The 13140-nt window shown below is 68.6% G+C and carries 10 protein-coding genes and 2 pseudogenes; 6 read left to right on the forward strand and 6 right to left on the reverse strand.

What is annotated here, in order from left to right:
* The first annotated feature begins 132 nt into the window (after nt 1–132).
* From G3I56_RS05675 to G3I56_RS05690, 4 genes are all read left to right on the forward strand, one after another.
* Nucleotides 133–1731 (forward strand): MFS transporter, encoded by a 1599-nt coding sequence (locus tag G3I56_RS05675; protein ID WP_164407698.1) that lies wholly within the window; start codon nt 133–135, stop codon nt 1729–1731.
* 52 nt (nt 1732–1783) lie between these two features.
* Nucleotides 1784–2401 (forward strand): TetR/AcrR family transcriptional regulator, encoded by a 618-nt coding sequence (locus tag G3I56_RS05680; protein WP_343239868.1) that lies wholly within the window; start codon nt 1784–1786, stop codon nt 2399–2401.
* A 219-nt stretch (nt 2402–2620) separates the two neighbouring features.
* Nucleotides 2621–3682, forward strand: coding sequence for an endonuclease/exonuclease/phosphatase family protein (locus G3I56_RS05685; protein WP_164407700.1), 1062 nt, complete (start codon nt 2621–2623; stop codon nt 3680–3682).
* A gap of 142 nt (nt 3683–3824) precedes the next feature.
* On the forward strand, nt 3825–5066 hold the full coding sequence (locus tag G3I56_RS05690) for an MFS transporter (protein WP_239134745.1): 1242 nt from the start codon (nt 3825–3827) through the stop codon (nt 5064–5066).
* 98 nt (nt 5067–5164) lie between these two features.
* Here the strand turns inward: G3I56_RS05690 and G3I56_RS05695 are convergent, their stop codons facing one another.
* Nucleotides 5165–5815, reverse strand: a complete 651-nt coding sequence (locus tag G3I56_RS05695; RefSeq protein WP_164407704.1) for a tetratricopeptide repeat protein — start codon at nt 5813–5815, stop codon at nt 5165–5167.
* A gap of 171 nt (nt 5816–5986) precedes the next feature.
* Here G3I56_RS05695 and G3I56_RS05700 point away from each other — a divergent pair, with 171 nt between their 5' ends.
* Nucleotides 5987–6559: a dihydrofolate reductase family protein gene (locus G3I56_RS05700; protein WP_164407706.1), complete on the forward strand. Its 573-nt coding sequence runs from the start codon at nt 5987–5989 to the stop codon at nt 6557–6559.
* Between the two features lie 68 nt (nt 6560–6627).
* Here the strand turns inward: G3I56_RS05700 and G3I56_RS43625 are convergent.
* From G3I56_RS43625 to G3I56_RS05710, 3 genes and pseudogenes are all read right to left on the reverse strand, one after another.
* Nucleotides 6628–6915: pseudogene (locus tag G3I56_RS43625) on the reverse strand (IS256 family transposase); the annotation flags it as partial.
* A 119-nt stretch (nt 6916–7034) separates the two neighbouring features.
* Nucleotides 7035–7115: pseudogene (locus tag G3I56_RS44985) on the reverse strand (IS5/IS1182 family transposase); the annotation flags it as partial.
* Between the two features lie 108 nt (nt 7116–7223).
* Nucleotides 7224–7730 carry a DUF6584 family protein gene (locus tag G3I56_RS05710; protein WP_164407708.1) on the reverse strand — a complete coding sequence of 169 codons (507 nt, stop codon included), beginning with the start codon at nt 7728–7730 and terminating at the stop codon, nt 7224–7226.
* A gap of 346 nt (nt 7731–8076) precedes the next feature.
* On the opposite strand from G3I56_RS05710, the gene G3I56_RS05715 reads away from it, so the two are divergent.
* Nucleotides 8077–8919, forward strand: coding sequence for a DUF6461 domain-containing protein (locus G3I56_RS05715; RefSeq protein ID WP_164407710.1), 843 nt, complete (start codon nt 8077–8079; stop codon nt 8917–8919).
* Nucleotides 8920–9223: 304 nt separating this feature from the next.
* Here the strand turns inward: G3I56_RS05715 and G3I56_RS05720 are convergent, their stop codons facing one another.
* Together G3I56_RS05720 and G3I56_RS05725 are read right to left on the reverse strand one after the other, a co-directional pair.
* The gene (locus G3I56_RS05720) at nt 9224–10723 is read right to left on the reverse strand and encodes an arabinofuranosidase catalytic domain-containing protein (protein ID WP_164407712.1); all 1500 of its coding nucleotides are present in this window, start codon (nt 10721–10723) and stop codon (nt 9224–9226) included.
* 426 nt (nt 10724–11149) lie between these two features.
* Entirely contained in the window at nt 11150–12904 is a 1755-nt protein-coding gene (locus G3I56_RS05725) for an NAD+ synthase (RefSeq protein ID WP_164407713.1), read from the reverse strand.
* Nucleotides 12905–13140 lie beyond the last annotated feature (236 nt).

Below are 13140 nucleotides of genomic sequence, written 5' to 3' on the forward strand. Positions count from 1 at the left end.
CGAGACACGAGTGAGACGACGCGAGCCGATGTGGGACGACGTGACACCAAGGGTGGTGGCCAGGGGTAAGGTCTCGGTAAAGAATTCCGATACGAGACGGTCCCGTATCGAAATAGCCCTAGGCTTGCCGCCATGACTACTCCCGCCGGTCCGTCCACCCTCGGCCCCCGGATCCCCGAGGCCGTGCACCGGCGACGCTGGGTGATCCTCGGCGTGCTCATGCTCAGCCTGCTGATCGTGGTGCTCGACAACTCCATCCTCAACGTCGCCATCAAGACCATCTCCACCCCCGCCCCGACCGGCCTGGGCGCCACCCAGAGCGAGCTGGAATGGGCGATCAACGCCTACACCCTCGTCTTCGCGGGGCTGCTGTTCACCGCCGGGATCCTCGGCGACCGGCTCGGCCGCAAGAAGGTGCTGCTCGGCGGGCTCGCCGTGTTCGGCCTCGGCTCCGCCTTCGCCGCCTTCGCCGGCTCGCCCACCGAGCTCATCGTCTTCCGGGCCGTGATGGGCCTCGGTGCCGCCTTCGTGATGCCCGCCACGCTCGCTGTCCTGATGAACGTCTTCGAGCGCGAGGAGCAGCCCAAGGCCATCGGCATCTGGGCCGGCGGTGTCGGGCTGGCCATCGCCATCGGGCCGATCACCGGAGGCATCCTCCTCGACCACTTCTGGTGGGGCTCCGTCTTCCTCATCAACGTCCCGATCGTGATCATCGCCCTCGTCCTGATGACGGCCTTGGTGCCCGACTCTCGCGACCCGAAGCCCGGCCGTGTCGACCCCGTCGGGGTCGTGCTGTCCGTCGTCGGGCTCGTGCTGCTCGTCTACGGCATCATCAAGGGCGGCCAGCTCGCCGACTTCACCGACCCGCAGGTGCTGGCGACCATCGGCGCCGGTCTCGCCGTACTCGTCGGCTTCGTGCTGTTCGAGAAGCGCAGCGACCATCCGTCCATCGACGTGACGTACTTCCGCAACAAGACCTTCTCGGCGGCGATGTCCGTCATCGCGCTCGTCTTCTTCGCGCTGATGGGCGTGACCTTCTTCTCGGTCTTCTACACCCAGAGCGTGCGCGGCTACTCGCCCCTCCAGACCGGTCTGCTGATGCTGCCGCTGGCCGCCGCCCAGCTGATCTTCGCGCCGCGCGCCCGGCTGGCAGTCGACCGCTTCGGCAACCGGGCCACGACCACCGCCGCCATGCTTCTGATCTCCGCGACGCTGGCCGCGTTCGCCGCGTTCGAGGCCGACACGCCGATCTGGGTGCTGGAGGTCGTCTTCTTCCTCATGGGCACCGGTATGGCGCACATCATGACGCCGACCAGCGTCGTCATCATGCAGGCCCTGCCCCGCGAGAAGGCGGGCTCCGCCTCCGCGCTCAGCAACACCTTCCGCCAGGTCGGCGGAGCGCTCGGCATCGCCGTACTCGGCTCGGTCCTCTCGGCGGCCTACCGCAGTGACATCGAGGACAAGCTCGGCGCCCTGCCCGCCGACGTACGGCACACCGCGGGCGAGTCCATCGAGGCCACCCTCGGCGTCGCCGCCAAGCTCGGTCCCAAGGGCGACGCCCTGGTCGCCCCCGCCAACGACGCGTTCCTGCACGCCATGCACCTCACCGCGCTGTGCGGCGCGGGCGTGGCCCTCCTGGGCGCCCTGGTCGTCGTCCTGTGTCTGCCCGGCCGCCCGGCAGCACCCCAAGAGGGCGAGGAGAAGCCGCAGTTGGCGTCGGCGGACCACTGAGCAGCAGGGAGAATCGACGCACGACTGCAGCACGAGGAAAGGAGCAGGGCGCGTGAACCTCGCGGACGGCCCGGCCGGTCGGAGCAGCACCCGTGGCCGCCCACGGAGCGAAGCCGTGGAGCGCTCCATCATCGAGGGCGTGATGCAGCTCCTGGAGGAAGGCGTGCCGCTCGCGGACATCTCCATCGAACGGGTGGCCCGTACCGCCGGTGTCGGCAAGGCCACCATCTACCGCCGCTGGCCGGGCAAGGAGGAGCTCTTCGTCGACGTCATGCGCGTCATGGAGCCCGTGGACCCGGAGCTGCCCGGTACGTCGGTGCGCGACGACCTGGTCGTCCTGCTGGAGACGCTGCGCCGACGCGGTCTGGCCAAACAGTCCTCGGCGTTCCTGCACAACGTCCACGCCCAGATGAAGAGCAGCCCGAAACTCTGGGCCGCCTACAGCGACACCGTCCTCGAACCGCGCCGCCTGCTCGGCGTCGAACTCCTGCGCCGCGGCCAGCGGACCGGCGAGGTGCGCCCGGACATCGACGTCACCCTGATGAACGACCTCTTCGTCGGCCCCATGCTCCTGCGCGCCGTAATGCGCTCCGACGCGGAACTGCCGGAGGGCCTCGCCGAACAGATCGTCGACACTCTGCTGGAAGGTCTGCGGCCGATCGCCCCATAAGCGGGAATTCGTACGCCTGTCGGGCCGGCCGGCGCTCGACTGTGCGTGTTTCGTCACAGAGGCCCATCTGCGTGCGGCAACCGGAACTGGGCGTGCCGACTTGTTCGTCATCGTCCCCGTACGGCCGTCATGAGACGGCGAGATCGGAACCGTTCATCCCCTAGGGTCTTAGGCGCGGGGGACGGACGGTATATGCACGGCAGGTTGTGAGGCGACGGTATGGCCCAGCAGGCGTACATGACGGAGACGGACAACGGAGGCTCGGGACCCGAGCGCCGGGGACCCCGGCTTCGGCGCCTGATGAGCCGTCTGGCGTCGGGCTGGCGAGGTGATCCGAGAATCTGGCGGCGAGGCCTGATCACGGCGGCACTGGCGATACTGCTCGCCCTGGTGATGGTGCTGCACGCGCAGATCCCCAACCGGATCGGCAACCTCGGCAGCCTCAGCGAGACGTTCCTGCCCTGGTTCGGCGTCATCTCCGTACCGCTGCTGCTCGTCGTCGCGCTCATCCGGCGCTCCGCGACCGCGCTGATCGCGGTCGTGCTGCCCACGGCGGTCTGGTTCAACCTCTTCGGCGGGCTGCTCGGCAGCAACGCCGGCACCGGAGGCGACCTGACGGTGGCCACCCACAACGTCAACGCGGAGAACCCGGACCCGTCCGGCACCGCCCGCGAGGTGGCGGGCTCCGGCGCCGACGTCCTCGCCCTGGAGGAGCTGACGGAGACGGCGGTCCCGACGTACGAGAAGGCCCTCACGTCGACGTACAAGTACCACTCGGTGCAGGGCACCGTCGGCCTGTGGAGCAAGTACCCGATCAGCGCCTCCCGGCCGGTGGACATCAAGCTGGGCTGGACCCGCGCGATGCGTGCCACCGTGACGACGCCGGAGGGCCCGGTCGCGGTGTACGTCGCCCACCTCCCGTCGGTACGCGTGAAGCTGGAGGCCGGGTTCACGGCCCGCCAGCGCGACAGGAGCGCGGACGCGCTGGGCGAGGCGCTCTTCGACGAGAAGCTGCCGCGCAAGATCCTGCTCGGCGACCTCAACGGCACGATGAACGACCGCGCGCTCAACGCCGTCACCGCCCAGATGCGCTCCACGCAGGGCGCGTCGGGCAGCGGGTTCGGGTTCAGCTGGCCGGCGTCGTTCCCGTTGGCGCGGATCGACCAGATCATGGTGCAGGGCGTGGAGCCGGTCAGCTCCTGGTCACTGCCGCGCACGGCGAGCGACCATCTGCCGATCGCGGCGCGGGTGAAGATTCCCGCATCGGCAACCGGCTCGTAACCGGGAGGAACGCCGGGGGAATACCGGGCCTGGCAGGCTTTGTTCCGTACTTGAACATAAACTGTACGGACGTACGCCCGCCGCACCCTTCGAAAGGCCCCGCGCTCTGATGTCCCGGCCCACGCCGACCACGCCCCCGACCATGCTGCCGACCACCGTGTCCGCCCGCAGGACCACGCCCCTGGCCCTGCTGGCCCTCGCTGTGGGTGCTTTCGGCATCGGCACGACCGAGTTCGTGATGATGGGCCTGCTGCCCGAAGTCGCCGACGACCTGGGCGTCTCGATCCCGTCCGCCGGGCACCTGGTCTCGGCGTACGCGCTCGGCGTCGTCATCGGCGCCCCGCTGCTCGCTGCGGTCACGGCCCGGATGTCGCGCCGCAAGGTCCTGATGGGCCTGATGGGTCTGTTCATCGCGGGCAACGCGCTCTCCGCGTTCGCGCCGAACTACGACTACCTCCTCGCCGCCCGATTCCTGAGCGGGCTGCCGCACGGCGCCTTCTTCGGCGTGGGCGCGGTGGTGGCCACGAGCATGGTGCCCCCGGAGCGCAAGGCCCGCTCGGTCTCCCTGATGTTCCTGGGCCTGACGGTCGCGAACGTGGTCGGCGTCCCGGTGGCCACGGCCATGGGCCAGCAGCTGGGCTGGCGGGCGACCTTCCTCGGCGTGAGCGTGATCGGCGCGGCGGCGATAGCGGCGCTGGCGCTGCTGATCCCGCACGACCGGGTGGGAGCACCGGTGACGGGCCTGCGCGGCGAACTGGCCGCGCTGAGGTCGCTGCCGGTCTGGCTGGCCCTCGGTACGACGGTGGCGGGCTTCGGCGCCCTCTTCTCGGCGTACAGCTACATCACCCCGATGCTCACGGACTCCGCCGGGTACGCCGACTCCAGCGTGACGCTGCTGCTGGCCCTGTTCGGCGTCGGCGCGACGATCGGCAACCTGGTGGGCGGTCGCCTGGCGGACCACTCGATGCGGGGCACGCTGTTCGGCGGCCTGGTGTCGCTGATCGCGGTCCTGGGCGCGTTCCCGCTGCTGATGAGTACGGCGTGGAGCGCGGCCCTGGCGGTCGTGCTGCTCGGCGTGGCGGCGTTCGTCACGGGCTCGCCGCTCAACCTGATGGTGATGGAGAGGGCGTCGACGGCCCCGTCCCTGGCGTCCTCGGCGAACCAGGCGGCCTTCAACCTGGCGAACGCCGGGGGAGCGTGGATCGGGGGCCTGGCCCTGGCGGCGGGCTTCGGGGTGACCTCGCCGGCGCTGGTCGGCGCGGGGCTGGCGGTACTGGGCCTGGGCGTCGCGGGGATCGCGTACGTGGTGGAGACTCCGTCGGTCGGGCGAGGGCGTGTGGTGGCGTCGCATGTGCCCGTGCGGGCGGAGAAGGTGCACCACTGAGGGGCTGATCTCCCACCCAACCGCCCGTTTGCGGTTCGTTTCCAGGGCGCCCCTGAACTACTCGCTGCCGCCCGGCATTTCCGGTAACCGTCTACGTCTCACGGCAGGCTGAGCTCCTCGCGGGCTCCCGCCACCCAGCGCAGCACGCCCTGGGAGTCAGTCCTCTCGGCCAACTCCGTGGCTTCCTTGAGCAGTGCCGACGCGTCGTCCCGCCGCTCCTGCTGGGCGGCCAGGTAGGCCAGCCCGACGAGGTTCGCCGCCACCCCCGGGAGGAATCCCAGCTCCCGGCGGAGACGGGTGGACTCCTCGAAGCGCGCACGGGCCTCGTCCAGGCGGCCGGCCATGTGGTCGGCGAAGCCGAGATGCCGCAGGACGTAGGACGTCGTCAGCCGGTCGCCGGCCCGGGTGGCGAGGTCGAGGGCACGATCGAAGGCGGGCACGGCGGCCCCGGCGTCGTCGCGGACCACCTGGTGGAAGGCACCGACCCAGAACACGGCCTCACCCTCGCCCCGGACGTCCCCGAGCCGCCCGTACAGCTCCACCGCATGCTCGAAGAGCTCCAGCTCCCGCGCATCCTCGACCCGCTCCTCCAGGAAGCGTGCGTGGATCACCTTGCCACGGGTCAGCGCGAGGTCGGCCTCGACCGCGTCGAGGTTCCGGTCGGCGGACGCGAGCGCACTGCTGTCACCGCCGAACACGGCACGTTCGTAAAGGAGTTGGGCTTGCTCGATTCGCTCGTCGGCAGTCATGCGGTGAGCGTATCGACCGCACGAGGCAGCAGTCCGCGCACTTTCGGGGTTGTGCGGGCCTGGATGTCCGGTCCTGATGGCCGATGAGTTTCACCGCGACCCTGAGTCAGTCAGGGTAGAACGGGCTGAGTATCAGCGAACCAGCCACGAGACACCCCCAGGAGACCCGATATGCGCACCCTGATCAGCACCGCTTTCGTCTCGCTCGACGGAGTCGTGGAGGCTCCGGGCGGCGAGCCCGGCTACCGGAACGCCGGTTGGACCTTCAAGGACATCGAGTTCCTCCCGGAGGCGTTCGAGATCAAGGGCCGGGAGCAGAAGGAAGCCGCCGCGATGCTGCTGGGCCGGGCCAGCTACGAGGCGTTCAGCCCGGTGTGGCCCGACATGGAGGACTTCGCCGACTACAAGGTGATGCCGAAGTACGTCGTCTCCACCACCCTCACCGAGGACGACCTGGTCTCGAACTGGGGCGAGACCACGATCCTGCGCTCGCTCGACGACATCGCCGCCCTGAAGGAGACCGAGGGCGGCCCGATCATCATCCACGGCAGCGCCACCCTCACCCGCGACCTCTCCGACGCCGGCCTCATCGACCGCTACCACCTGCTGGTCTTCCCGCTGCTGCTCGGCGCGGGCAAGCGGCTGTTCAGCGCCACGGACAAGGACACCCAGAAGTTGAAGCTCGTCGAGTCCGAGGTGTACGCCAACGGCCTGCAGAAGAACGTCTTCGACGTCGTCCGCTGACCTGGTCCCCGACTCGGCGTGCACGACCGTGTACGTCTGCCATGTCCGTCAACTCCGGTTGGGTCGAAGAACCGCTTGCGCGCGCCGGTGGCGTCGTCGACCCGCCGGTCGTTCACCCGGGGTGCGGTGAACTCGGCCGGTCCGGCCGCGGTGACCACAGTGAGGGGCCGGTGGTGCCCGTTGCGGACCGCCAGACGGCGCCCGGCCGCATCGGTCTCAGCCGCCAACTCGGCTGTGCACTGGCTGACTTCCGCTTCCAGCGCGGCGGCGAGCATCCGGCGGGCGCCCTCTCGCACGATCTCGTCGATCAAGGAGCCGGACTTGGTGGAACCCTCGGCGGTGACCGCGTTCAGCATGGGCGTGCCTTCCCGACCCGTGCCGCAACGCACATCTACTCGGTGACTTCTCGGTCGATCACCTGGGAAGGTACGCCCTTCGCGTGCTCCCGGCTGATCCACAGGTCCTGGGCATCGCTTCCGAACAGGCGAGGGCTCAGCCCGGTGAACGGGGCTGTCCAGGACGGCTCCGAAGCCGTGATCACACCAGACGCAGACACAGCGAGATCATTTCACCCGTCACCGGGTGTCCCGTTCAGGGCAGTTCTGGACTGTCTCACCGAACTTTGAGCGGTGCTCCGCACAGGACCAGGCCCCGGTGACCTGAGTCAGTCGAAGAGGGCAACGAGACCGTTCACCCAGATCGCGATGAAGGCAAGGGCCGTCACCAGGCATCCGGCCTGTGCCAGGAAATTGGCCAAGGGGCTACGGCTGCTGCGTCCATTCTCGCCGGACGGCATCGTGTCCCAGTCGACGGGGCGCCCCATGTCATCGGAGCAAGCTGCTCGTACTGCTGCCAGTTGCTCTCTGGCGAAGTCTGTTCGGGCAAGCGACTCACGGCCCTGCCAGGCAAGTGCCCGCATGCGTTGCTGAGCTGTGTGGTACCTCGCCTCGAAGGCGGAGGTCTCAGCTGCGTCCCTGTCCTGTTCGAGGTACATCCAGCGACCCGCTTGGGCAGGCTCTCCGTACAGGCGGTACACCTCGGCGAGGCGCCGGCGAAGCATCAGGTCGTTGGGAAAGGACGACACCAGCCCGCGCAGGCGCTGGCGCGCGACGGGAACCCGGCCGGCGGCCAGGTCTGCATCGACTCGGGCGAGGGTGTATCTCAGGGGCATGAACGCATGATCGGGTACCGCACTGGCCTACGTCGACCTGGTTTCGTCGCTCAGCACTCGCTCGCCCCCCCCAACGGCATCGGCTGAACCACTCTGAGACGGGATACCGCCAGTTACGGGACAGGAGCCCTTGGGGCGGGAGTCGAGTGTTCGGTCCGGTGTGCGGACACGGACGTCATCGAGGACCATGGCGGATGAACTGGGAGATCACTTGGAACCACCGCTTCCGCCGCCTGAGCGAGGTTCCGGTCCGACACGGATCCGGCGGCCCGACCCGAGGAACAGCTCCAGCTGTGAGAACCGGCTCCACCGGGCGTTGTCAGAGGCATCGGGCACACTGCGCCGTATGAACTCGGTGACCGCGCACGACTACGCCTGGATTCGCACCTCGCCGCTCTTCCGCCACATGACGGAAAGCGGATACACACTGACACTGATACGGGGGCGGACCCCGCGCGAGGTGCTGCGCGCAATGGAGGCGGAACGGCGCGGGACCGGGACGGGAACGGCCGGGCTGATCGAGGCGGGCGACGCTCACCGCGCTGCGGTGGACCACGACTACTGGGACGAGTCCTACGTCGCGGGTGCCTTCAGCGTTCCGGGTGAGAACGGCGACTGGACACTAGTCCTCGGCTTCGACGGTGGCCTGGGGATCGCGGCCCGGTGCGTGGAGACGCTGTCGGAGGGCGGCCGGGTCGTGGGGCACTCGACCAACGGCGGCAAGCCCATCCACCTCTTCCACTGGTTCGAGGACGGTGAGCTCCGTACGACGTTCGAGGGCCCCTCGTCGCGCGACGGCAACACCCCCGACGAACTGGTCCCACTGCTGCGGGAAGTCGGCTTTCCTCTGACCTCCGGGGGAGAGCACGACGAGAGCACCCCGGACATCGACCGGAAGGCGGGGGTCCTCGCTCTGGCGGAGAGACTCACCGGCATACGCGTCACCGAATCCCTCCTCCAGGACGCTGTGTACGAGCTGGGGCTCGTCCCCGAACAGCCCGCCGAGGAGTGGACCGGTGTGGTCATCGACATCACCGATGCCCACGGGGAGCGCCTGCACAGGGAATGGACCTACGAGGAGATCGCGGCGGCGTCGGACCGCGCACGGGCGGAGGCGAACGCGCCGGTCGTGATCACCCACAACGAGCCGTCGGCCAGGGATCGTTCGGAGCGCGAGACCGGTGAGTAGCGAGCGCGTGCGTTGAGGGTCCCCGGCGTGCTCGCCGCCCTCTGCAAGGGAACCTGACGCCACGGGGGTTTCCGCGATCATGGCCCGGCAGCCTTCTGGAGCCGTCACCGGCAGCTGAGGCCGCAGCCCCGCGAGGCGAAGGCGTTGTGGAGGTCGGGGCGTCGCTCCCACCGCACCGCCAGGCGCTTGGGAGTCGGTCAACGCCCGCATACGAAAAGCCGTCCGGGGCCGGGGCACCGCCGCTCAGGCCGAAGGCCTGCCAGAGGTACAGGCATCCGGCAGGCCTTCGGGATGGGGGTGCCTGCTAGGGGGCGATGTCCCACTGCTGGCAGGTGTTGTCGAGCTGCTGCCACTGGCGGACCACCGTGCCGTTGGCCGTTGCGCAGTTCGTGACGTCCAGCGTCATACCGGTGTAGACGTTGCTGATCGTGTAGTGGCTGCCGACGTGGGTGACGTCCCACTGCTGGCACTGGTTGCCGAGCGAGGCCCACAGCTGGACGGCCGTGCCGTTGCTCTGCCCGCAGTTCTTGTCGTCCAGGACCGTGCCGCTGTTGACGTTGGTGATGGTGTAGTGCCCGTTGCCCGCGCCGGCGAACTTCCACTGCTGGCAGGTGTTTCCGAGCGAGGCCCAGAGGTCGATCGAGGTTCCGTTTGCGGTACCGCAGTTCACCGCGTCCAGGACCTTGCCCGAATTGGTGTTGGTCAGCCGGTAGGCGGTGCCGGCGACGGGGAAGGTGGCGGTCGGAGTGGTGTAGCCGACGGAGGTGATGTTGGCCTGTACGGCGTTGTCGGCGGCGTCGGTCGGGTAGCCGGCGGTCATGACGCCCTCGAAGAAGGAACCGTCGGAGCCGTTGCTGTTGTCACCGCCGGTGCCGAGGACGATGGCGCCCTCTTTCTGCATCGGGGTGTACCCGCCCAGGTTGGGCAGTGCCCCGTTGTACCAAGTGGTCAACGACCCCGATTGTGAGTTGCCGCCCTTGAGGGCATAGGTCGTCGTGCCGTTGTTCTTGAGCAGGGCCGTGACGAACTCACTGCTGTTGCCGGTGTTGCTCGGGTAGGAGCCGTTTCCGCCGAAGAAGAGCCCGTTCTCCAGGTCTGCCTCGACCCAGGGGCCCGAGCCGGCACCCGAGCACGAGAACCAGCACTCCGTACCGAAGTTGAGCGCGTCCATGTGGCCGTTGCCGGTGTCGTTGCCGGACGTCTCGGCGTTGCCGTAGTCGAAGCAGCACCGGTTGTTCACGTGGTGGCCGCTGGTGACCATGTACATACCCTCGGGGCTGCTACCGGTGGCGACGCCCGTCGTGCTGTTGTCGCGGTAGCCGACGCCGGCCGACACGAAGATCCCGTAGGCCGCGTGCCCGCCGACCGTCACCGGGAGGGCGTTGGCGATGGCGCCGACGTCCTGGCCGCCGTTGCCGCCGGGGCCTTCGACGGTGAGGTCGTTGTGCCTGGCGCTCTGGTCGTAGATCTCCGTGATGACGCATGTCGTGCCGGAACAGAAGGAGTCCTGCGCCGCGGCGTTGGCGTAGCCGCCCGCGCTGAGGGTGCCGATGTTGGCCGTCGTGGCGTCCGAGGCGCGCTTCACCTGGTAGAGGGAGCCGCTGTATGCGGCGTAGAGCGCGCGTGTGGTGCTGTGGGCGGCGACGCAGGGCGTGCCGGCCGCGGCGTAGATGTCGCACGGGAGTGAGGTGGCGGCCTGCGACGGGCCGGCGGCGCCGACCAGGAGGCCGGCGACCACCGCGATGGTCGCGCCGACCGAGAGAAGTATCCCTCTGAGGCGTTGACGACGTGAAAGAGAAATCATCGTTGATCTCCGTTCCTTTGAGGCATGGCGAATACCCGAAGGTGCCGCTGACCGGATCGGGGTTCAGCGCAGCGGAACTTCGTCGCAAGTACACGATGTGAGCGCTAACATTTATGCGCTCAAGGGAAGGCCGGGGGAGGGTTGAGGAGGGGCTGTTGTGCGGGACTTCGAACGACCAGTGGGAGTACCTGGAGGTCAGGTGGCCGCCAGTATGTTCCTGGCGTGAGGTTGCGTCAATATTTCCGGCATGAGTCGTATGCGAGCGCTAACAAGTCGTCAAACGCCGGCCAATAGATCGTCAAATTCTCGCGCAGGGGAGGGTCGCGTTGGAATTCGGTCGAAATGCCGAACGGCGTGTGATCGAAATGCCGAACCAAATGAATTGCTCGAAATGTCGAACCGGTGACCTCGCGGGTTACTGGGCCCTCAGACCGACTCCCGCCACCCGTTGGTGATGGGCAGCCGCCGGTCCTTCCCGAACCCCTTGGCCGAGATCTTCGTCCCCGGCGGATACTGCCGCCGCTTGTACTCCGCCGTGTCCACCATCCGCAGCACCCGGGTCACCAGTTCCGCGTCGTACCCGGCCGCCACGATCGCGTCGGCACCCGAGTCCCGGTCCACGTACATCTCGAGAATCGCGTCGAGCACCGGATAGTCGGGCAGGGAATCCGTGTCGATCTGCCCCGGACGCAGCTCCGCGCTCGGCGGCTTGGTGATCGAGTTCTCCGGGATCGGCGGGGTCTGGCCCCGTTGCGCAGCCGCGCGGTTGCGCCATTCGGCCAAGCGGAAGATCGACGTCTTGTACACGTCCTTGATCGGGCCGTACGCACCCACCGAGTCGCCGTACAGCGTCGAGTAACCCACCGCCAGTTCGCTCTTGTTGCCCGGCGCCAGCACGATGTGCCCCTCCTGGTTGGAGATCGCCATCAGCATCGTGCCCCGCAGGCGGGACTGGAGGTTCTCCTCCGCCAGGTCCGTCAGGCCCAGCGAGTCCATGTACGCGTCGAACATCGGCGCGATCGGCACCGTACGGAATTTGAGGCCCGTCCGCCGGGCCAGTTCCGCCGCGTCACCGATCGAGTGGTCCGACGAGTACTTCGACGGCATCGCCACGCAGTACACGTTCTCCGCGCCCACAGCGTCGCACGCGAGCGCCGCGACCAGCGCCGAGTCGATACCGCCGGACAGGCCGATCAGGACCGACCTGAAGCCGTTCTTCGTCACGTACGCGCGCAGGCCCACCACCAGCGCCGAGTACATCTCCTCGTCGTCGTCCAGGCGCTCCGAGTACGCGCCCGTCAACTCGGCCTCGTACGCCGGCAGCGGCTCCTCGGACAGCACCACGCGGTCGATGCGCAGACCGTCGTCCACCACGCCCGTCGGAGCGTCGGTCAGGGCCGCGGGCAGGTCCAGGTCCAGGACCACACAGCCCTCCGTGAACTGCGGGGCCCTCGCGATCACCTCGCCGTCCCTGTCCACCACGATCGAGTCGCCGTCGAAGACCAGTTCGTCCTGGCCGCCGACCATCGCGAGGTAGGCGGTCGTGCAGCCCGCCTCCTGGGCGCGCTTGCGGACCAGCTCCAGGCGGGTGTCGTCCTTGTCACGCTCGTACGGGGAGGCGTTGATCGAGAGCAGGAGGCCCGCCTTCGCGGAGCGCGCCGCCGGGACCCGGCCGCCGTCCTGCCAGAGGTCCTCGCAGATCGCGAGCGCCACGTCGACGTCGTGCACACGCAGTACGGGCATGGTGTCGCCCGGCACGAAGTAGCGGAACTCGTCGAAGACGCCGTAGTTGGGGAGGTGGTGCTTGGCGTACGTCAGGATCACCTTGCCCCTGTGCAGCACCGCGCCCGCGTTGCGCGGGGAGCCGGCCGGGCGGCCGAACTTCGGCAGGTCGCTCTCGGACCGGTCGAGGTAGCCGAGGACCACCGGCAGCTCACCGAAGCCCTCGTCGGCGAGACGCGTGGCGAGGGAGCGCAGGGCCGCGCGGGACGCCTCCACGAAGGAGGAGCGCAGGGCGAGATCCTCGACGGGGTACCCGGTCAGCACCATCTCCGGGAACGCCACGAGGTGCGCTCCCTGCTCGGCGGAGTGCCGGGTCCAGCGGAGGACCGAGTCCGTGTTTCCGGCGATGTCGCCGACGCGCGAGTCGATCTGGTTCAGGGCGAGGCGTAGTTGAGGCACGCCGCCAAGTGTAATCGTCAATGCGACGCGATGGGGGGTCGGGGAGTGTGGGTCGCCCCACGCCAGGGCTGAGGGCCCGATCCCGGCTTACCGGCCATTTGGCGCAAGTCGGGCTCACGGTGCGGTGCTTGGGGTCATCTCTCCCTGACGGTAGGGCAATGGGATCCTGAAGTGCATTGCCCGGACGTCATGGCTGCGTCTTCCGTAAGGGATATGACGTACAACGGGGCACATGT

The sequence above is a fragment of the Streptomyces sp. SID12488 genome (assembly GCF_010548275.1).
Classification (GTDB): Bacteria; Actinomycetota; Actinomycetes; order Streptomycetales; family Streptomycetaceae; genus Streptomyces.

Excerpts from the sequence above, each read along its gene's own strand:
- G3I56_RS05675 (WP_164407698.1), top strand. The coding sequence starts at position 133 with ATGACTACTCCCGCCGGTCCGTCCACCCTCGGCCCCCGGATCCCCGAG.
- G3I56_RS05685 (WP_164407700.1), top strand. The coding sequence starts at position 2,621 with ATGGCCCAGCAGGCGTACATGACGGAGACGGACAACGGAGGCTCGGGA.
- G3I56_RS05690 (WP_239134745.1), top strand. The coding sequence starts at position 3,825 with ATGCTGCCGACCACCGTGTCCGCCCGCAGGACCACGCCCCTGGCCCTG.
- G3I56_RS05695 (WP_164407704.1), bottom strand. The coding sequence starts at position 5,815 with ATGACTGCCGACGAGCGAATCGAGCAAGCCCAACTCCTTTACGAACGT.
- G3I56_RS05700 (WP_164407706.1), top strand. The coding sequence starts at position 5,987 with ATGCGCACCCTGATCAGCACCGCTTTCGTCTCGCTCGACGGAGTCGTG.
- G3I56_RS05710 (WP_164407708.1), bottom strand. The coding sequence starts at position 7,730 with ATGCCCCTGAGATACACCCTCGCCCGAGTCGATGCAGACCTGGCCGCC.
- G3I56_RS05715 (WP_164407710.1), top strand. The coding sequence starts at position 8,077 with ATGAACTCGGTGACCGCGCACGACTACGCCTGGATTCGCACCTCGCCG.
- G3I56_RS05720 (WP_164407712.1), bottom strand. The coding sequence starts at position 10,723 with ATGATTTCTCTTTCACGTCGTCAACGCCTCAGAGGGATACTTCTCTCG.